Below are 18,292 nucleotides of genomic sequence, written 5' to 3'. Positions count from 1 at the left end.
TCACAGCCGCTCGAAATGGCTGGGTCTGCCGTCGCGGTGGACCAGCCGGCCGAGGCGTCGCGCCCTGGCGTGGGGCATGAGGGTCCAGCCGCCGTCGGCCTCGCGCAGGGCGACGGAGTGCCAGGGCGTCGTCCACACGTCGGGCGCGTCGAGCAGCCGGATCCCGAACTTCGCGGCGCCCACCGGCTGCGGATGGATCGACAGCCGTACGGCCCGCGGATGGTGATCGGCGATGAGCCGGCCCCACGCCCGGCTGCGCTGGATGACGCCGTACGCCCGCTTGCGGCACTCGCGTTGCAGGGCGGAGCGGCTGCCGGTGAACCCGGTGGTGTCCTCGACCAGGAAGCGGGTGATGCCGCGGTACAGGGCGAGGGTCTGCGCGTCGCTGCGGACCTCGGCGCGCAGGGCGTCCGGGGTGGGGGCGTACCGGTCGTGGACGTGGGCGCGTTTGGCCTCGTGCGGGAGGTCGCCGAGGACGTCGCGCAGGTCGAAGACGGAGAGGCGGCGCAGGTCCGACTCCCTGATCAGGGCGCGCAGTTCGTCCGCGTAGGCGTCGATGTGCTCGTCGGGGACGCGGATCAGATCGCCGAAGACATGGCCGTCGGAGCAGATGACGACCCGCGCTCCGGGTGGATGGATCGCCTCGATCCGGGCGCACAGGGTGTCGAGGAAGGCGAGGGAGAGACGTTCACCCGTGTCCGGGAGGTGGCCCAGGGTCTTGGCCGGGTTGGGCGACTTGCAGGGGAAGCCGGGCAGGGTGAGGACGACGGGGGCTCCCTGGCGTACGAAGTCGGTGATGCGGCGCAGTTGGTAGGGGAACGCCTCGGCCGTCGGGTGGGTCGGGTCCGTCGTGCGGTGGTGGGCGAGGAGCAGGTCCAGGATCCTCGCGCCGGTGGTTCGGGGGAGGGTGTCCGGTGCGGTTGTCAGCGGCATGTGGTTCCTCCACGGGGTGCGGGCAGGGCGGGATGGCGCCTCGGCGGGCCCGGGCGCGGTCGGGTCGGCGGGGTGAGGCCGGCGGGGTGGTGCCGGTCTCACAGCCGTCGGTCGTAGTGGACGGGCAGGTGGTGCGTGCCGCGGCCGAGGACCGCTGGGATCCACTGGATGTCCTCGTCCCTGATGGCGAGGTGGAGACCGGGCAGGCGGGTCAGCAACGTGCCCAGGGCGATACGGAGTTCGGCGCGGGCGAGGGCGGCGCCGGGGCAGAAGTGGATGCCGTGGCCGAAGGCGAGGTGGGGGTTGGGGCTGCGGTCGAGGTCGAGGGTGTCGGGGTCGGGGAAGCGGCGCGGGTCGCGGTTGGCCGCGCACAGGGAGACGATCACGGAGTCCCCGGCCGGGACCTCGGTGCCGTACAGGTCGCTGTCCTGGTCGAAGAAGCGCCAGGTGGTGAGCTCGAAGGCGCTGTCGTGGCGCAGGAGTTCCTCGACCGCGCGGGGCATCAGGGCGGGGTCGTCGCGCAGCCGGGCGAGCTGGTCGGGGTGGCGGAGCAGGGCGATCAGAGCCGTCGTGATCTGGTTGGTGACCGGCTCCTGGCCCGCGACCAGCAGCTGGAAGATCATCGAGTCGAGCTCTTCCCGGGACAGTGCGCCCTGGTCGCGGGCCGCGACGAGGCGGCCGAGCAGATCGTCGTCGCCGTGCTCCCGCTTGTGGGCGACGACCTCGGCGATATAGCTCTCCAGGCCGTGCAGCCGGGCTTCGTACCGAGGCCGCCCCGGGTCCGTCGGCCCGACCGGCTGGACGACCTTGCCCCAGTCGCGGTCGAAGCGCGACGCCAACTCGCCCGGCAGGCCGATGACTTCGGCGAGGACCTGGAAGGGGAAGTGGGCGGCGAAGCCGGCGACGAGGTCGGCGGGCCCGCGCTCCGGGAGGGCGTCGACGAGTGTGTCGGCCAGCTCCTGGAAGCGGGGAGTCAGCGCCTCGACGCGACGCGGCGTGAACGCATCCGTGACGAAGCGCCGCATGTGCGTGTGCTTCGGCGGGTCCTGGTGCAGGAGGTGGACCTGGAGCCGGGAGTGCTGCGGCTCGGGCATGATCGAGGCGCGCTCGCGCCAGCGGTCGTTGCCGCGGTCGTGGTCCTTGCCGAGCCGGTCGTCGTTGAGCGCGGCGTGGGCGGCGTCGTATCCGGTGACGAGCCAGGCCCGGACCCCGCTGGGGAAGAGGACCCGGTGGACCGGACCGGCGTCGCGCATCCGCTCGTACAGCGGATAGGGGTCGGCCTTGTACGGGCAGCCCATCAGCGGCACCGGGTCGGTGAGCGGCTGCGGCTCCTGGGTGGTCATGGGTGGTGGCACTCCTCAGAGGGCGAGTTCGGGCCGGTGGTGGTCCAGCCAGAGGGCGAGGTCGACGACGCGTTCCAGGCGGAGGCGGTGGCCCCACTGAAGGTGTTCGGGCGGGGTGTCGAGGCAGGGCTTGACGCGCGCCTCGTCGGCCAGGGCCCGGACCTGTTCGACGCACAGGGCGTCCCTGGCCAGGTCCTGAAGTCCGCGGTTGTAGTCGGGGTGGTGGGTGGCCGGGTAGTGGTTCTTGGGGCGGTGCAGGACCGAGTCGGGCGCCAGCCCGGCCCCGGCGCCACGCAGCAGGCTCTTCTCCCTCCCGTCGAAGCTCTTCAGCGCCCAGGGCACGTCGAAGGCGTACTGGACGAGCCGGTGGTCGCAGTACGGGACGCGTACCTCCAGCCCCCGGGCCATGCTCAACCGGTCCTTGCGGTGCAGGAGTTGGCGCAGCCAGCGGGTCAGGGACAGGTGCTGCATCTCGCGCTGCCGGTGTTCGGCGGGGCTCTCGCCGTCTCGGTGGGGCACGGCGGCAAGGGCGGTGCGGTAGGTGTCGTCGCGGAACTCGCCGATGCGCAGGTCGAGTTCGGGGTTGAGCGGCATGGCGGCCTCGTCGCCGGTGACCAGCAGCCAGGGGAAAGTGTCGGCGGCCAGCGCCTCGGGGTTGTGGAACCAGGGGTAGCCGCCGAAGACCTCGTCGGCGGCCTCGCCGGACAGGGCGACGGTGGAGTGCCGCCGTATCTCCCCGAACAGCAGGTACAGGGAGGTGTCCATGTCGCCCACGCCGATCGGCGAGTCACGGGCCACGACGACGGCCCTGCGGTGCTCGGGGTCGAGCAGGGCGCGCGGATCCAGTACGACCGTGCTGTGGTCGGTGCCGATGAACGCGCCCGCCTCGATGGCGTACGGGGTGTCGTGGCCGGTGCGCAGGACGTCGCCGGTGAATCGCTCGGCCTGGTCGCTGTAGTCGACGGCGTAGGAGCGGATCCGGGCCTCCGGGCCTTCGCGCAGGCGGAGTTCGTCGGCGAGCAGGGCGGTCAGGACGGTGGAGTCGATGCCGCCGGACAGCAGGCTGCACAGCGGGACGTCGGCCTCCAGCTGACCGCGGGCGGCCGACGAGAGCAGGTCGCCGATCCGCTCGACGGTGGCGTCCCGGTCGTCGTCGTGCGTGCCCGCCTCCAGTCGCCAGTAGCGGCGTTCGTGGATGCCGTCGCGGTCCAGGACGAGCAGACCGCCCGGCTCCACCTCCCGGACGCCGGACCACACGGTCGGCCCGGTGTTGAACAGCAGGCTGTACGCCTCCCGGAGCCCGTCCGCGTCGACCCGGGGCCGTATCTCGGGGTGTCGGAAGAGGGCCTTCGGCTCGGAGGCGAAGGCCAGGCCGCCGTCGACGGCCGCCCAGAACAGCGGTTTGACGCCGAGCCGGTCACGGACGAGAAGCAGCCGCTGGGCGCGCTCGTCCCAGACGGCGAAGGCGAACATGCCGTCCAGGTGGTCGGCGAGCCCGTCGCCCCACTCCTCGTAGGCACGCAGCACGACCTCGGTGTCGCTGCGGGTGCTGAACCGGTGCCCACGGCCACGCAGTTCCGCCCGCAGGGCATGGTGGTTGTAGACCTCGCCGCTGTAGCTGAGGACTGCCGTCGGCGTGTGCGGCCGGTCGGTCATCGGCTGTGTCCCGCCTTCGAGGTCGATCACGGCCAGCCGGCGGTGGCCGATCGCGGCCCGCTCCCCCAGCCACACGCCTGAGGCGTCGGGGCCGCGCGGGGAGAGCTCGGCGGTCATGGCCTCGATGACGGGGGCCCGGTCGCGGGCGTCGTGGTGGAAGGACACCCAGCCGGTGATTCCGCACATGGGAACTCCTGGATCAGGTCGGGACGGAGTCGGTGGTCCGCTCGGACACGGCCGCGCCCGGCCGGCCGGGCAGCGCGAGCAGAGGTACGGCGAGACAGGCGGCCGCGGCCGCGAGGATCAGTCCGGCCCGCGCACCGGCGCCGGACCAGGTCAGGGTCCAGGCCGCGGTGGCGAGGGCGGGGCCGAGCGTGAAGCCGAGGCTGCGCGCGACCTGCACCGTCGAGCCGACGGTGGCGGTGCGCTCCGGTGGGGCCGCGGCCATGACGAGGGCCTGCGTCGGGCCGCCGTTCAGCCCCATGCCGAGACCGGCCAGCGCGAGCCGCCAGGCCACGTCGGGCGGGGACCAGCCGTCGCCGAGCGGGATCAGCAGCAGGAGTCCGACGGCGGTGAGGGCGGCACCGGTGACCGCGAGGGGCCGGAGCCCGTACCGGTCCGCGAGCCGGCCGCCGAGCGGTCCGGCCAGCCCCATGCCGAGCGGGAAGGCGAGCACGGTCAGCCCGGTCGCGGTGGCGCTGACCCCCTCGTCCCGCTGGAGGTGCAGGGCGACGACGTAGTGCATGGCGGCGAAGGCGGCCGCCAGCGCGAAGACCGCACCGTGCGCCCGGAACAACCCCGCCGCCCGCAGGACGCCGGTCACCGGACGGCCACCGGGCCCGCGCAGCCACCACCACAGCGGCACCGGCGCGGCGAGCGCGAGCAGAGCCCACGGCGGACGGCCGGCTCCCAGCGTCAGGGCGAGCAGCAGCACGGCCAGTCCGCCGCCCACGAGCAGCGTGTCGGACAGGAACCGCCGGTCCGGCGCACGCAACGGGCCGTCGTCGGGCATCGCCTTCCGGGCCAGGACAAGAGCCAGCAGACAGAAGGGGAGCTTGACCAGGAAGACCCAGCGCCAGCCCAGGTGGTCCAGGAGCAGCCCGCCCACCGCCGGTCCTGTCATGGCGCCGAGCGGGCCGAGTGTCGCGGGCACGCTCATCGCCCGGCCGCGTGCCTCGGGCGGTACGGCACGGATCACCAGCACCGGCATCAGCACGAACAGCACCGCCGCGCACACGCCCTGCCCGATCCGGGCCGCCGTCAGCCAGGCCGCCCAGGGCGCCAGGGCGGCAAGCGCTCCGCAGGTCGCGAAGCCGGTGGTCGCCGCCAGCAGCGCGGGGCGCGTGCCGGCGCCGTCCAGCCAGCGGCCGACCGGCAACAGCAGTGCGACGACCGGGAGTTGGTAGCCCAGCGCCGCCCATTGCGCCGTCGCGGCCGAGACGTGCAGTCCCGTGGAGATGTCGGCCAGCGCCACATTGACGATGTTCATGTCGAGCATGGCCACGAACGACAGCGCGCCCGCGACGGCCACGAGAACCCACCGGTTCGTCACCCTCGCGCCCCCTCCCTCTCCTGGCCGGCTGCCGTGCGGCAGCCTCACTTCCAGAGGTCGGAGGCGCTGCGGGCTCAGTTCCCGGACATGGCCGTAAATATGAAGAATGCGGGGTTCCGTCCCCACGACCGTGCGGGGGCCGTCCGCGCACTACGGCATCAGGGCGCGCCGATACCGTCGAGCTTGCCGGACCTGGCCTCCGCGACCAGCGTGAAAGGGCCCTCAATGCCCTTGATGACGCTCATGGTTCGCTGCCTTTCGCGATCGTGGGCGCTCACGGGTGCGACCGCCCGGGACCGGCTCCCGGGACACCGCTCGGGCCGAGACGGGGACCGCCTCGTCGTCCGGGCCGGCCGCGGGGGACCGGTGATCGAAGGCGATCAGCGGGTCGCCGGTCAGCGGATGGTCCACGACGGTCGCCCGTACGCCGAACACCTCGGCCAGCAGGGCGGGCCGCAGCACCTCGCGGGGCGGACCGGAGGCGACCACCTGGCCGTCGTGCAGGACGTGCAGCCGGTCGCAGACGGAGGCGGCGGCGTTGAGGTCGTGCAGCGACACCAGGGTCGTCCGGCGGTCCGCCCGGAGCAGGGCGAGCAGTTCGACCTGGTGGCGGATGTCGAGGTGGTTGGTGGGCTCGTCCAGGACGAGAACGTCCGGCTGCTGGGCGAAGGCTCGGGCCAGCAGGACGCGTTGACGCTCCCCGCCGGACAGTTCCGTGAACCGGCGCCCGGTGTGCCGCTCCATGCCTACGTCGGCGAGGGCACGGGCGACGACGTCCCGGTCGGTGGTGTCCTCCCCGGCGAAGGCCCGCTTGTAGGGCGTACGGCCCATGGCGACGACCTCGCGGACGGTCAACTCGAAGTCGCCGCCCCGCTCCTGCGGAAGCGCCGCGACATGGCGGGCCGCCTCGGCGGGGCTCAGCCGGCGCAGGTCGGTGCCGGACAGCAGGACCCGTCCGGCGACCGGCTTCAGATGCCGGTACACGGTACGCAGAAGGGTGGACTTGCCGCTGCCGTTCGGGCCGACGAGGCCGGTGATCTCCCCCTCGGTCGCGATCAGTTGGGCGCCCGCGACGACCGTACGGCCCGCGTACGCGACGTGCAGGTCCTGGATGTCGATCCTCACGTCGTGCTCCCCGAGATCCTCAACTGCCGCTCCCCAGCCGTCGGTCCAGCAGATACAGCAGCGCCGGTGCCCCGATGAGGGACGTGACCACGCCGACCGGCAGCTCCTGGGTGTCCATGGCGGTGCGGCACACGATGTCGACGACGACCAGGAGCAGCGCGCCGAACAGTGCCGAGACCGGCAGCAGCCGCCGGTGGTCACCGCCGACGATCAGGCGGCAGGCGTGCGGCACCATGAGCGCGACGAAGGCGATGGCGCCGGAGACGGCGACGAGTACGCCGGTCAGCAGGCTGGTGAGGGTGAACAGTTCCCGGCGCAGCCGGGTGGCGTCGACGCCGAGTCCGGCCGCGGTCTCGTCGCCCATGATGAGGGCGTTGAGGCCGCGGGCGCGTGCCTGGAGCCAGACCAGTGTGACGGGCACGGCGACGGCGGGCGCGGCGAGCAGCGGCCAACTCGCGCCGCTCAGGCTGCCCATGAGCCAGAACAGCACGCTGTGGGTCTGCTGCTCGTCGCCCGCCTGGAGCACCAGATAGCTGGTGAACCCGGACAGGAACTGCCCGATCGCCACGCCCGCCAGCACCAGCCGCAGCGGCGCGAATCCGCCCCGGCGCCGCGCCACCGCCCACACCAGCGCGAACGTGCCGAGGGCTCCGGCGAACGCCGCGCCCGACAGTCCGAGCCCGAACGTGCCGCCCACGCCGAGGCCGAGCACGATCGCGGCGACGGCGCCGAGGGAGGCCCCGTTGGAGATGCCCAGGAAATACGGGTCGGCCAGCGGGTTGCGTACAAGGGCCTGCATCGCGGTACCGACGAGACCGAGCCCCGCGCCGACGAGAGCCGCCAACAGGGCGCGGGGCACCCGGAGTTGCCAGACGATGAGGTCGTCGGTGCCGGGGCGCGGTGCCTCGCCGGACAGGCGCTGCCCGACGACGCTCCACACCTCACCGGCCGGGATGGACGTCGAGCCCCAGGACACGGCCGCGGTGAGGGCGGCGAGCAGGGCCAGGGCGAGGCCGAGTGCCAGCGGCACGGCGGGCACGGAGCGTGTCCGGGGGCTCTCCCGCGTATCCGCCGCGTCCTTTCGGCGCACCAGGGTGTCGAGCACGGTCAGCCGACCTTGCCGGGGTACAGCGTCTTCGCGATCTCCTCGACGGTGTCGGCGTTGGCGACCCCGGCGATGGTGGTCCGCTCGGAGCCGATGCGCAGGAAGCGGCCCTCCTCGACGGCCTTCAGGCCCTTGGTCGCCGAGTTCGTCTCCAGCCACTTGCGGGCCTCGTCGTAGGCCTTGTCGTTCGCTGCCTCGCTGCCCCGGTCGCGCACCCCGAGCTGGATCCAGTCCGGGTTCTTCGCGATCACGTCCTCCCAGCCGACCTGCTTGTAGTCACCGTCGCAGTCGGCGAAGACGTTGCGGGCCCCGGCCAGCGTGATGACGGCGTTGGCGACCTGGCGGTTGCAGACGGCCATGGGCTGCTTGGTGCCGGCGTCGTAGTCGAAGAAGAAGTACGTGGGCCGCTTCCGCTCGGGCGTGGCGGCGACGGCCTCGCGGACGGCGTCCACCTTCTTCTTCATGCCGGAGACGAGTTCCCCGGCCCTGGCGCTGGTGCCGGTGACCGCGCCGAGGGAGGTGATGTCGTCCTCGACGGCGGACAGGTCGGTGACCGGGCTCTTGCTCATCGCGGCGCACGCGGTGGACTTGAGGAAGATGTGTTTGATGCCGGCGGCCTTGAACTCCGCCTCGGTCGGCGCGTCCCCCATGCCGCCGCCCATGTTCATCGAGGCGAAGGTGTCGATGTACAGATCGGCGCCGGAGCCGAGGAGCTTCTCCTTGGGGATGACGGTGTCGCTGAGCACCTTCACCTGCTGTGCCCGCGCGTCGAGTTCGTCCGGCAGGGTGCCCTTGCCGGGCGGGAAGCCGGTGCCGACGACCTTGTCCCCGGCGCCCAGCCGGAGCAGCAGTTCGAGGCTGGAGGCGTTGCTGGTGACGATGCGCTGCGGGGCCGAGGCGAAGGTGGTCTCCGCGCCCGCGCAGTCGGTGACGGTGACCGGGTGGTCCGCGGAGTCGCCCTTGCCGGCGGCGGGGTTCGCCGCCCCGTCGTTCCCGCCGCCGCAGCCTGTCGCCAGCAGGCCGCCGAGCACCGCGGCCGTCATGGCCCGCCCCACACGAGAACGCATCGAGAACTCCCCTGTATCCACTGGTCGCACGGGCGGAGGTCCGCCGCCCGATCCAGTAGTCGGGGCGAACCCGGTGTCGGTTCCCGGCAAAGGGAACCGACACCGGATTCCGGGTCAGGCCGCCACGGCGGCCGGTTCGGCCAGGGCTGAGACGGCCGGTTCGGCGAGCGGCGCGGCGTCGTCCGCGACCGTGGCCTCGGCCTCGGCCTCCGCCAGCAGCTCGACGAGGGTCGCCCGGGCGCGGGCCACGCGCGAGCGGACCGTGCCGACGGGGCAGTCGCTCATCTCGGCCGCCTCCGCGTACGGCAGGCCCACCATCTGGGTCAGGACGAACGCCTCGCGGCGCTCGTCGGGCAGCGCGTCCAGCAGGTCGAGCAGCGCGATGCCGTCGTCGAAGCCGGGCAGACCGGTCGGCTGGGCGCGTTCGGCGACGAGCGTCCAGTCGTCGGTGTCGCACAGCCGGGGCCGGGCGGCCGCGTACCGGTGGCTGTCGATCACCGCGCGCCGCGCGATGGACAGCAGCCAGGCCCGTGCCGAGGAACGGCCCTCGAACCGGTGCAGGCTGCCGAGCGCCCGCAGGAACGTGTCCTGGGCCAGGTCGTCGGCGGCTTGCGGATCGGCGGACAGATGCGCCACGTAGCGCACGACGTCGCGGTGCAGCGAGCGGACGAAACGGTCGGTCGCGTCCGCGTCGCCGCCGCCTGCGGCCAGCGCCCACGCGGTCGTCGACTCGTCGCGGGAGACCGTCGTGGAGGTGCTGTCCGCCTTCGTGTGCCGCACGCGGGTCGGGCGCGCGGTGGGCAGGGCAGGAGTGATCACCTGGTTCCTTCTCGGTAGTCCGGACTCCGGCGCGGAGGCGGGTACGACGGCGTCACCGCCGGCACCTGGGCACGGCGGCGGGAGACGTACGGGTACACCGCGCCGGACGGGTCCGGGGAAGCAAGGGACACGGCCGTACGGCAGGTACGGCCGAAGGCCCGAGGCCCGGTCGCGTGCCTCGGGGAACCGGCTGTCTCAGCTGACAGCGATCCCCGCAGGCGGACCCCGAGAGGTGATCGTGTGGGCGAGCGGAAGCAGGCGCGGCGCCCGGTCGGAACGACCGCGGCGCGGACGCAGACGGGGGCGGTGCGGTGGTGCGGGCAGAGCGAGCGACAGCCGCAGCGGGGCGGCCAGCCATCCGGCGACGGCCCGCAGGATGCGGAACGCGGCGCGTTCACCGTGGCCGAGCCACAGGCCGCACAGCAGCGCGGCGAGGGTGTGGGCGGCGAACATGCCGAAGGAGGATGTGACACCCATGTCGTGGCCCATGTCCATGTGCTGCATCCCCATGTGCCCCAGGGACATGGAACCGGCGGAACCCATGGACCCGAGGGAACTCATGGCGTCCATGGACAGGGGCTCCATGGAACCCCCGTGCAGGGAGCTCCCGGACATGGAACCCCCGTGCATGGACATGGAACCCATGTCGTGCGCGGTGGCGGTGGCAGTCGAGGACTGTGCGAACTCGAAGGCCGTGTGCAGCCCGCCCTGGGCCGCGACCACGACGGACACGACCAGCGGGAGCCCGCGCTCGCGGCCCGCCAGGCACCAGCCCGCGCCGCCCGTCAGGACGGCACCGGCGGCCAGCGTCCACCAGGGGACGGTTCGGCCCGACATGAGGACGTGGCCGAGGGCGGCGAGCAGCACACAGACGGACGCGAACACCGCGGCCCGTATCGTGCGCACACCCCACCCAGCAGTCATGACGGCCCTCATCCTCGCATCCTGGGCCCACTCGTCACGGGTGGGTACGCACAACACCCCCGTCCCGCACTCAAGCCCAGAAGAGTGATACAGGACACGTCGGTGAGAGGGAACTGGGCACGCACACCGGCCGACAGGTGAAGGTGTGGGGCCGTCTCACCCGCCCTCGCCGGGGCGGACCACCCTGGCCTGCACTTCGATCCGCCCACCGTGCTGGAAGTGCAGTGTGAACGGCACATATGTGCCCGCCACCCACTTCGGATCGGCCCGCAGTGTGACGTCCAGTCCGAACGGGGACATCGCGAGGCTGCCGCCGGCCGGGATGCCGGCCGAGTCCACGGTCTCCGCGGACGCGGCGTTGCCGGCGGCCATCCGGTGACGGCTGAGCGTCGCCTCGCCGCGGACCGCGGACGACGTCACCTTCAGCAGCCGGTCGTCCGAGCCGCCGGAGTTGGAGATCCGGAAGAAGGCGGCGGTGTCCCGGACCTCGCCGTAGGGCAGGAAGACCCGCCCGTCGGTCACTGTGATCCGCGCCGGGCCGCCCGCGTTGCCGGAGCCGACCCAGGTGGTCAGTCCGCCCAGGGCGACACCGCATGCGGCGATCGGGGCAAGGGCGGCGAGCAGGCCGTCGGTGATCCGGCGACGGGTCGGGCGCCAGGCCCGGGGTGCGGCCGGCCGTTCGGCGGTGGACAGGGTCATCGGGTACGTCCTCCGGCGACGACGGGGGTGCGGCCCCGCACTCCGGCTTGCTCACGGCGGCGGCCCGCTGTCGGCTGCCAGGCCCGCAGCCGCAGGCTGTTGCCCACCACGAGCAGGGAGCTCGCCGACATGGCCACGGCGGCGACCATGGGGTTGAGCAGGCCGACCATGGCGAGCGGCACGGTCACGAGGTTGTAGCCGAAGGCCCACAGCAGATTGGCGCGAATCGTGCCCAGGGTGCGCCGGGCGAGCCGGACGGCGTCCCCCAGGGCTTCGATGTCACCGCGCACCAGGGTCACGTCGGCGGCCCCGATCGCCACGTCCGTACCGGTGCCCATGGCGATGCCGAGGTCGGCGCCGGCCAGCGCCGCCGCGTCGTTGACGCCGTCGCCGACAACCGCGACCCGGCGGCCCTCGCCTCGCAGTTCCCGCACCAGGTCGGCCTTGTCCTCGGGCGTCCGGCGCGCGTGCACCTCTTCGATGCCGAGGGTGGAGGCGACGGCGCGGGCCGGTGCCTCGCGGTCGCCGGTGGCGAGCACCGGATGCACCCCGAGGCGACGCAGCCGGTCCACCGCACGGTAGCTGCCGGGCCGTACGACGTCCCCGATCTCGATCAGTGCTTCGGCGGCCCCGTCGACGAGGACGACGACGGGTGTGCGCGCGGCGGCCTCCGCCACCGGCAGGGCCTCCGCCAGCGCCGTGGGCAACTCCTCGTCCGGCGCGAGCACTTCGACCATGCGCCCCTCGACCAGGCCGCGCACGCCCCGGCCGGCCTCGGCGCGGAAGTCCCGCACCTCGGGCAACTCCTCCGCTTCGGACAGAGCCCGGCGGGCGTACGCCACGACGGCACGGCCCAGCGGATGTTCCGAGCCCTGCTCCACCGCACCGGCCAGCCGCAGCACGGCGTCCTTGCCGAGCCCGCCCGGCACGGCCGTGACACGGGCGACGGTCATGTGCCCGGAGGTGAGGGTGCCCGTCTTGTCGAGGACGACGGTGTCGATGTGCTGGAGCCCCTCCAGGGCCTGCGGGCCGCGGATCAGGACGCCGAGCTGCGCGCCGCGTCCGGTGGCCGCCATCAGCGCGGTCGGGGTGGCCAGGCCCAGCGCGCAGGGGCACGCCACGACCAGGACGGCGACGCACGCGGTGATCGCCGCCTGCGGGTCGGCCCCCGCTCCGAGCCAGAACCCGAGCACGGTGACGGCCAGCGCCAGCACCGCGGGCACGAACACCCCGGCGACGGCGTCGGCCACCCGCTGCGCCCGCGCCTTGCCGGCCTGGGCGTCCGTCACCAGGCGGGTGATCCGCGCCAGTTGGGTGTCCGCGCCCACGGCCGTGGCCCGCACCAGCAGCATCCCGCCCGCGTTGACGGCGCCGCCCACCACCGGCGAGCCGGACCCTACCTCGACGGGGTCGCTCTCCCCGGTGACGAGCGACAGGTCGACGGCGGAGTTGCCCTCGGTCACCTCACCGTCCGTCGCGACCCGCTCCCCGGGCCGTACGACGAAGATCTGCCCGACCGTCAACTCCTCGATGGGGACGAGGCGTTCGGTGCCGCCCTCCCGGACCGACACCTCCTTGGCGGCGAGGCGGGCGAGCGACCGCAGCGCCGCCCCGGTTCCGCGGCGGGCCCGAGCCTCCAGGAAGCGGCCGGCCAGCACGAACAGGGGGACGCCGACCGCCGCTTCGAGGTAGACGTGCGCACTGCCTGCATCAGCGGCTCCGCCGGGGGCGTCCGATGCGGAGGGCAGCAGGCTGAACGGCATCCGCATCCCCGGCTCGCCCGCGCCGCCGAGGAACAGGGCGTACGCCGACCAGGAGAAGGCCGCCACCACGCCCAGGGAGACGAGTGTGTCCATCGTCGCCGTCGAGTGGCGCAGGCCGCGCAGGGCCCGCATGTGAAAGGGCCAGGCGCTCCACAGGGCGACCGGGGCGGCCAGTACGAAGCACAGCCACTGCCAGTTGCGGAACTGCCAGGCGGGCACCATCGACAGCACGAGCACCGGCACCGCGAGCAGCGCGGTGACCAGCAGCCGGTCCCGTTCCGACCGGGCGTCGTCGGACGCACGCTCACCCCCCGCTTCCTCCCTGGGACTTGCTCCGTCCGGGCGGTGACGGGGCTTGGGCGGCTCGGGCAGGGCGGCCGTGTAACCGGCCTGCTCTACGGTCGCCACCAGTTCCTCGGGGCGGACGTGCGGGGGATGGCTCACCCGGGCCCGCCCGGTGGCCAGATTGACCGTCGCCGTGACGCCTTCCAGCTTGGCGAGCTTCTTCTCCACCCGCCGCACACAGGCCGCGCAGGTCATCCCGCCGACGGCCAGGTCCGTGGTGGTCATCGGGGGCGCCGGTTCGGTCGCCATCAGCCGCCGCTCCCGTGCCGCATGTCCGTGTCGCCCATGTTCCCCATGTCTCCCATGTCGCCGGTGTCGTCGGGGTTCCGGCCGTCGCCGCTGCCGCTCGTCCCCGGTCCGTGCATACCGGGCGCGACGGGCCCGGAGGCGGCTCCGACGGCGTACGACGCCGTGAAGATCAGGGCGAGCAGCAGCAGAAACCCGCAGAGGGCGGGTGGCGGCGCGAGTGCGCGCAGCACCACGCCCGTCCCGCGAGCGGACTGCTGGGGTTGTTCCATCACCGGCCTCCTGAGGTGCGTACCGCTACAGGAGTCGGGGCCGGGGGACGGGGAGTTCCCGGACCTTGTCCGCCATGTCGATCACCGCGCGCGCCGCCCGCAGGCGTCGCTCTCGCCCCGTGGGCGAGTGTCGCCGTAACGGTGCCGGAGGCAGGAGGCGACGACCACGAAGGGCCACAGCGACTGGAGGGAGGTCACCAGGCGTTCGGCGACGCCGGCGGCGCCGTCGGTGTGCATCTCGACCAGGAACCAGACCGCGCTGACGAGCATCAGCAGGGTCGCCGCGAGCGAGGGCAGGAGCCTGAGCCCCCAGGGTCCGGCGCCCCGGCGGTCGGCGGCCAGGACGGGCCACATGGCGAGGAAGGCGAAGCCGACCCCGGCGACCGCGCCGTGCCGCAGGGATCCCCCGCTGCTCGGCGGCGGGAGCGCGGCCACCACGAACGCCGCCACTCCCCCGGCGCCCAAGGCCACCCGTCCCGGGAGCGCGGCCGCCCGCAGCCCCAGTGCGGTGATCAGATGGCAGATGCCCAGGGCGGCGAGCGCTGTGGTCATGACCCAGAATCCCGCGGCGCCGTAGGCCGCCAGGACGCTGATCGTCTGCGTGACGGGGTCGTAGGCGGGGCCTTCCAGCCGTGCCGCGATCATCCACCCACCGATCAGTACGACAGGCGCGCATCCTGACGAAAGCAGCGCCCATCTAGGCACAAGTCGCATCAAGACACCGTAAAACGCACGAATCCGTTGCCCCGTCAGCTACACGCAGACGACGAGCGCCGCGGGCGACAGGCCGTCAGGTCGCCGTGCGCACCAGGGCGTCGGCGCGACGTCCGGAGTCGAACGCCTCTCCGAAAGCCGCACGAACCACCTGCAAACGCCAGGCCACGCCACCCCTTCCGGCACATAGAAATATCCACCAGCATGAGGGGCCCTGAACGGGACGGCGGAGCCGAGAGTGCGGGGAGTGGGACATGCAACGCGCCATGGGAGAGCAGGCCGTCGAGTGGCTCGCGGCGGCCGCGACGGATCCTCGGTCGTGCCAACGGCAGTGGGACCAGGGCGCGGACGCGGTGCTGCTGGAGGCCGGCCGCCTCTGGGACGTGCTCAGCGTTCCCGAACGCCTCGGCCTGAGCACCCTGGATCTCCTCAGACGCATGAGACCGCGGGTGTCCGGGCCGGTCCTGATGAACTGCGGGGCGCGCAGGGTCGGCTTCTTCATCCCGCCCGCCGGCGCCACCGGATGGGCGGGCGCCGGGGTCCGCCTCGCCGGGCGGGGGTCGTGGGTCGCCGTACCGCCGCCCTACCACTGCGGGGGCTGGCGGATGGAGTGGGTGCTGCCGCCGGACGGGACCGGCGCCCTGTACGACCCGGACGTCGTGCGGCTGGCGCTGCGCGAGGCCGGCCGCACGCTCGCCGTCCCGGTGGGCGTCAGTCGGTCGTGAGCGGATCGGCCACGCCGACGCGTCCGCCACCACCGGTGCTCTCCCACACGAACAACGGCCCGGGAAGGCCCCGGGGGACGAGGATCGCAGGCACCGGCTCGTGCGGCCGGTGCCGCCGCTCATCCTCATGGGCGCCCAGCTCGCCCTTGGCGGTGACCGGTTCGGCCTCGGTGGCGTCCCGCCTCACCGTCCCGAGGCTGCGGTCGTCCGGCCGTGCCAGACCCTCGCCCGTCCGCGCCGGTGCGTCGTCCGCCGGGGGCGCGACGACGGCCGGGGGCAGCCCGGCGTACGGGCCGACGGCCCAGAAGGTGCCGGTCTGCCCTCGGCCGGCGGCGGCCACCAGAAGGTCCCACGCCACGTCACGGCGCCCGGGAACGGTGCGCCCCTTGGCACGCCACTCCGCGACCAGGGCCGCGTAGATCGACGGCTGGCCCCGGACGCCGGTGACCGGCACGACGTACGACATGGGTGCGCCGTCGCCGCCGAGGACGCGCCGCGCCGAATCAGTGCTGTCCATGCCGGAGCAACGCCGCGGCGTGCGCCGGTGGTACGCCGGACGCCTCCGCCACCACCCAGTCGAGTGAGGACATGACCCGTATGGAGTCATCCGTGCCCGAAGACCAGCGCCCGCCATCGAACACGACAGGAGCGACCGGCTTGGAGCGGAACGACAGCGAGGACACCGCCGACTGCCCGTGGTGCGACGCCTTGCGGGAGGCGAGCCTGCCGCCGACGGAACTGCCGTCCAAGGCGCCGGCCCGGCGGCACGACCCGTACGTCTCGGGCGCGCAGTACGAGCACGACGACTGGTGAGCCACGGAGCCGGCGACTCTCATGCGTGCTCGCCGTCGCCGCCCGGCACGCGGTCGTGCAGCTGGGCGGCGAGTACGGCGACGTCGTCCTCGGCGTGCCGGGCGTCGAGGCGGGCGAGCACGGTGTCGATGACGTCCTCGACGCCCGCGGTGGCCGCGACGGCGACGCCCGCCAGCCGGTCCAGGGAGTGGTCGATGTCCTCGTCCCGGTGCTCGACGAGACCGTCGGTGAAGAGCACCAGCGTCTGTGTCGGGTCCAGCTGGTAGGTGGCGGGCTCGTAGCCGCCGAGGCCCGTGCCCAGGGGCGGGCCGACCGGCACCGGCAGCAGTGAGATGCGGCCCTGCCCGTCGATCACGGCCGGGGGCAGATGACCGGCGCTGGCCAGGGTGACCTGGCCCCGGTTGGGGTCGACGCGGGCGATCAGACAGGTGGCGGGACGACGGTCCGGCTCCGCGGAGGCACTGTCGTCGAGCCGGCGCAGCACCCGGTGCGGGGGCAGGTCGGCGGAGGCGATGTAGCGCAGTGAGGAGCGGTACGCCGTCATGTCCACGGCTGCCTCCAGGCCGTGCCCCATGACGTCGCCGACCACGAGCAGGGTCCGCCCGAAGTGCAGCCGGACGGTCTCGCACCAGTCGCCGCCGACCAGGGCGCTCTGCCCGACGGGCAGGTAGCGGATGGCGACGTCGAGGTTCGGGTGCGGACGGCCGGGCTCGGCGAGCAGGGCGCGCTGGAGGTTTCCGACCATGCCACTGACCCGCTCGTGCTCGCGGGCGTGCCGGATGTGGGAGGCCGCACGTTCGGCGAGCAGGCTGAGGAACACGGCCTCCTCCTCGGTGAACGCTTCCCGCTCGCGGGCGCAGACCAGCCCGCCGTAGGGGTGTTCGCCGGTGGTCAGAGAAACGCAGAGAGCCGGTCGGGCACGGCCGGCCGAGGAGTACGGGATGAGGGACCTCGCCTTCTCCGGGCCGCTCGTCTCCCGCGCCGCGGCCAGGGCCCACGGGACGCCGGGCAGCAGCGCCGGATCGCCTCTGACCGCCTCGTACCGCGCCGCACCCTCGCCGTCGACCCGCAGCACGGCCGCCGCGCCGCCGACCTGACGGACCGCCTCCCGAGTCAGCTCAGCGCAGGTCACACCTTCGTCGAGGGTGGTGCCGATCCCGGCCAGTGCGGTGCGCAGCGCGGCGAGCCGGGACGGCGCGACGAGGTCCTGCTCGGGTGCGCCGCCGGACTCGGCGCGCCCCGGCCTCGGCGGTCTATGAAACGACTGGAACCAGCGCACCACACAAACACCCTAAAACGGTGACAAATATTCACAGGTAACGCACAGACCGCCCGGCCCCCGGCACATGTCCCGCGAGGTCGCCGCATGGGACGCGAGCACGGACAGCGTACGGGCGGTGACCGATGGGGACGGGCGGCGCCGGGCGGGCCCGGCGCGCTCGACCGGCTCCGGCGTGCTCCGACGGCACGGGGGCGCACGCCCTGCTACCTGCCTGTTTGACGCGCGGGCGCTCGCCCCATACGGGGAATTGAGCTCCCGCCGTATGGCCGCGACACCGACCACCCGGTGCACTAGGGCATCAACCGGACGTCAGCGCACCACAGGGAGGCTCCTCATGGCACTCACGCAGTGGACGAATTCGATGGAATGGCTGGCGGCGGCGTCGGAGGACCCGGGCGCGTGCAAGCAGGAGTGGCAGAACGGCAGCACCGGGGTGGCGCTGCTGGAGGCCGGGCGGTTCTGGGACGTGCTGGTCGTGCCGGAGCAACTTGGGCTGCGGGTTGCCGACCTGCTCGAAGAACTGCCCTTGCTCGAACCCGGCCCCTGCCTGCTGGACGCCCGGCGCCGCCATGTGGGCTTCCTGCTGCCCCCGGAGCCACAGACCGTGTGGATCGGCACCGGCGTGCGCCTGCTGGGCGCCGGGACGTGGATCGCGGCACCCGCCCCGCACTGCCGATGGGGCGCCCTGCGCTGGCTGGTCCCGCCGGACGGCACCGGCACCCTCAACATGCCGGAGGTCCTGGAGGTGGCCCTGCAACGCTGCGCGAGCGAACTCTCCCGCCTCCAAGGGCACTGCGCGCCCGCCGCCCACGGCCATACGACTCCGGCCGAGCGGCCGGTCGAGGATGGGCAGTTGGTACGTCAGTGCGTGGCGGTGGAACACGTACGGCCGTGACGGCACGGCCCAGG

At 73.4% G+C, this 18,292-nt stretch carries 18 protein-coding genes; 3 read left to right on the top strand and 15 right to left on the bottom strand.

Going from position 1 to position 18,292, the window contains the following annotated elements:
* The 13 genes from ACFPQ9_RS31025 to ACFPQ9_RS30965 form a co-directional block, all read right to left on the bottom strand.
* The gene (locus tag ACFPQ9_RS31025) at positions 1–933 is read right to left on the bottom strand and encodes an L-tyrosine/L-tryptophan isonitrile synthase family protein (RefSeq protein WP_380860755.1); all 933 of its coding nucleotides are present in this window, start codon (positions 931–933) and stop codon (positions 1–3) included.
* Positions 934–1,031: 98 nt separating this feature from the next.
* Positions 1,032–2,276 (bottom strand): cytochrome P450 family protein, encoded by a 1,245-nt coding sequence (locus ACFPQ9_RS31020; protein WP_380860752.1) that lies wholly within the window; start codon positions 2,274–2,276, stop codon positions 1,032–1,034.
* A gap of 15 nt (positions 2,277–2,291) precedes the next feature.
* The gene (gene asnB / locus ACFPQ9_RS31015) at positions 2,292–4,118 is read right to left on the bottom strand and encodes an asparagine synthase (glutamine-hydrolyzing) (protein WP_380860749.1); all 1,827 of its coding nucleotides are present in this window, start codon (positions 4,116–4,118) and stop codon (positions 2,292–2,294) included.
* Between the two features lie 13 nt (positions 4,119–4,131).
* Positions 4,132–5,484, bottom strand: coding sequence for an MFS transporter (locus tag ACFPQ9_RS31010; protein WP_380860746.1), 1,353 nt, complete (start codon positions 5,482–5,484; stop codon positions 4,132–4,134).
* A 222-nt stretch (positions 5,485–5,706) separates the two neighbouring features.
* Positions 5,707–6,609 carry an ABC transporter ATP-binding protein gene (locus ACFPQ9_RS31005; protein ID WP_380860743.1) on the bottom strand — a complete coding sequence of 301 codons (903 nt, stop codon included), beginning with the start codon at positions 6,607–6,609 and terminating at the stop codon, positions 5,707–5,709.
* Between the two features lie 19 nt (positions 6,610–6,628).
* Positions 6,629–7,714 (bottom strand): FecCD family ABC transporter permease, encoded by a 1,086-nt coding sequence (locus ACFPQ9_RS31000; protein ID WP_380860740.1) that lies wholly within the window; start codon positions 7,712–7,714, stop codon positions 6,629–6,631.
* Between the two features lie 2 nt (positions 7,715–7,716).
* Positions 7,717–8,781 carry an ABC transporter substrate-binding protein gene (locus ACFPQ9_RS30995; RefSeq protein WP_380860738.1) on the bottom strand — a complete coding sequence of 355 codons (1,065 nt, stop codon included), beginning with the start codon at positions 8,779–8,781 and terminating at the stop codon, positions 7,717–7,719.
* Positions 8,782–8,895: 114 nt separating this feature from the next.
* The gene (locus tag ACFPQ9_RS30990) at positions 8,896–9,600 is read right to left on the bottom strand and encodes a sigma-70 family RNA polymerase sigma factor (RefSeq protein ID WP_380860735.1); all 705 of its coding nucleotides are present in this window, start codon (positions 9,598–9,600) and stop codon (positions 8,896–8,898) included.
* Positions 9,601–9,795: 195 nt separating this feature from the next.
* On the bottom strand, positions 9,796–10,524 hold the full coding sequence (locus tag ACFPQ9_RS30985) for a hypothetical protein (protein WP_380860732.1): 729 nt from the start codon (positions 10,522–10,524) through the stop codon (positions 9,796–9,798).
* 156 nt (positions 10,525–10,680) lie between these two features.
* Positions 10,681–11,223, bottom strand: coding sequence for a copper chaperone PCu(A)C (locus ACFPQ9_RS30980; RefSeq protein ID WP_380860729.1), 543 nt, complete (start codon positions 11,221–11,223; stop codon positions 10,681–10,683).
* Positions 11,220–13,580 (bottom strand): heavy metal translocating P-type ATPase, encoded by a 2,361-nt coding sequence (locus tag ACFPQ9_RS30975; protein ID WP_380860726.1) that lies wholly within the window; start codon positions 13,578–13,580, stop codon positions 11,220–11,222. Before ACFPQ9_RS30975 ends, ACFPQ9_RS30980 begins: the two co-directional genes overlap by 4 nt.
* Positions 13,580–13,849, bottom strand: a complete 270-nt coding sequence (locus ACFPQ9_RS30970) for a hypothetical protein (protein WP_380860723.1) — start codon at positions 13,847–13,849, stop codon at positions 13,580–13,582. Before ACFPQ9_RS30970 ends, ACFPQ9_RS30975 begins: the two co-directional genes overlap by 1 nt.
* 81 nt (positions 13,850–13,930) lie before the next feature.
* Positions 13,931–14,563, bottom strand: a complete 633-nt coding sequence (locus tag ACFPQ9_RS30965; protein WP_380860720.1) for a DUF998 domain-containing protein — start codon at positions 14,561–14,563, stop codon at positions 13,931–13,933.
* 254 nt (positions 14,564–14,817) lie between these two features.
* Between ACFPQ9_RS30965 and ACFPQ9_RS30960 the strand changes: the two genes are divergently transcribed.
* On the top strand, positions 14,818–15,288 hold the full coding sequence (locus ACFPQ9_RS30960; RefSeq protein WP_380860717.1) for a bifunctional DNA primase/polymerase: 471 nt from the start codon (positions 14,818–14,820) through the stop codon (positions 15,286–15,288).
* Here the strand turns inward: ACFPQ9_RS30960 and ACFPQ9_RS30955 are convergent.
* The gene (locus tag ACFPQ9_RS30955) at positions 15,275–15,805 is read right to left on the bottom strand and encodes a hypothetical protein (protein WP_380860714.1); all 531 of its coding nucleotides are present in this window, start codon (positions 15,803–15,805) and stop codon (positions 15,275–15,277) included. The two genes, ACFPQ9_RS30960 and ACFPQ9_RS30955, sit on opposite strands and share 14 nt — an antisense overlap.
* 140 nt (positions 15,806–15,945) lie before the next feature.
* Here ACFPQ9_RS30955 and ACFPQ9_RS30950 point away from each other — a divergent pair, with 140 nt between their 5' ends.
* Positions 15,946–16,101: a hypothetical protein gene (locus ACFPQ9_RS30950; RefSeq protein WP_380860711.1), complete on the top strand. Its 156-nt coding sequence runs from the start codon at positions 15,946–15,948 to the stop codon at positions 16,099–16,101.
* A 19-nt stretch (positions 16,102–16,120) separates the two neighbouring features.
* Here the strand turns inward: ACFPQ9_RS30950 and ACFPQ9_RS30945 are convergent, their stop codons facing one another.
* Entirely contained in the window at positions 16,121–17,383 is a 1,263-nt protein-coding gene (locus ACFPQ9_RS30945; protein WP_380860708.1) for a PP2C family protein-serine/threonine phosphatase, read from the bottom strand.
* Between the two features lie 334 nt (positions 17,384–17,717).
* On the opposite strand from ACFPQ9_RS30945, the gene ACFPQ9_RS30940 reads away from it, so the two are divergent.
* Positions 17,718–18,278 carry a hypothetical protein gene (locus ACFPQ9_RS30940; RefSeq protein ID WP_380860705.1) on the top strand — a complete coding sequence of 187 codons (561 nt, stop codon included), beginning with the start codon at positions 17,718–17,720 and terminating at the stop codon, positions 18,276–18,278.
* Positions 18,279–18,292 lie beyond the last annotated feature (14 nt).

It is taken from the genome of Streptomyces coerulescens (assembly GCF_042657965.1).
GTDB lineage: Bacteria > Actinomycetota > Actinomycetes > Streptomycetales > Streptomycetaceae > Streptomyces > Streptomyces coerulescens.
Note: the sequence above shows the minus strand (reverse complement) of the source record. Positions and strands in the feature narration are given on the sequence as shown.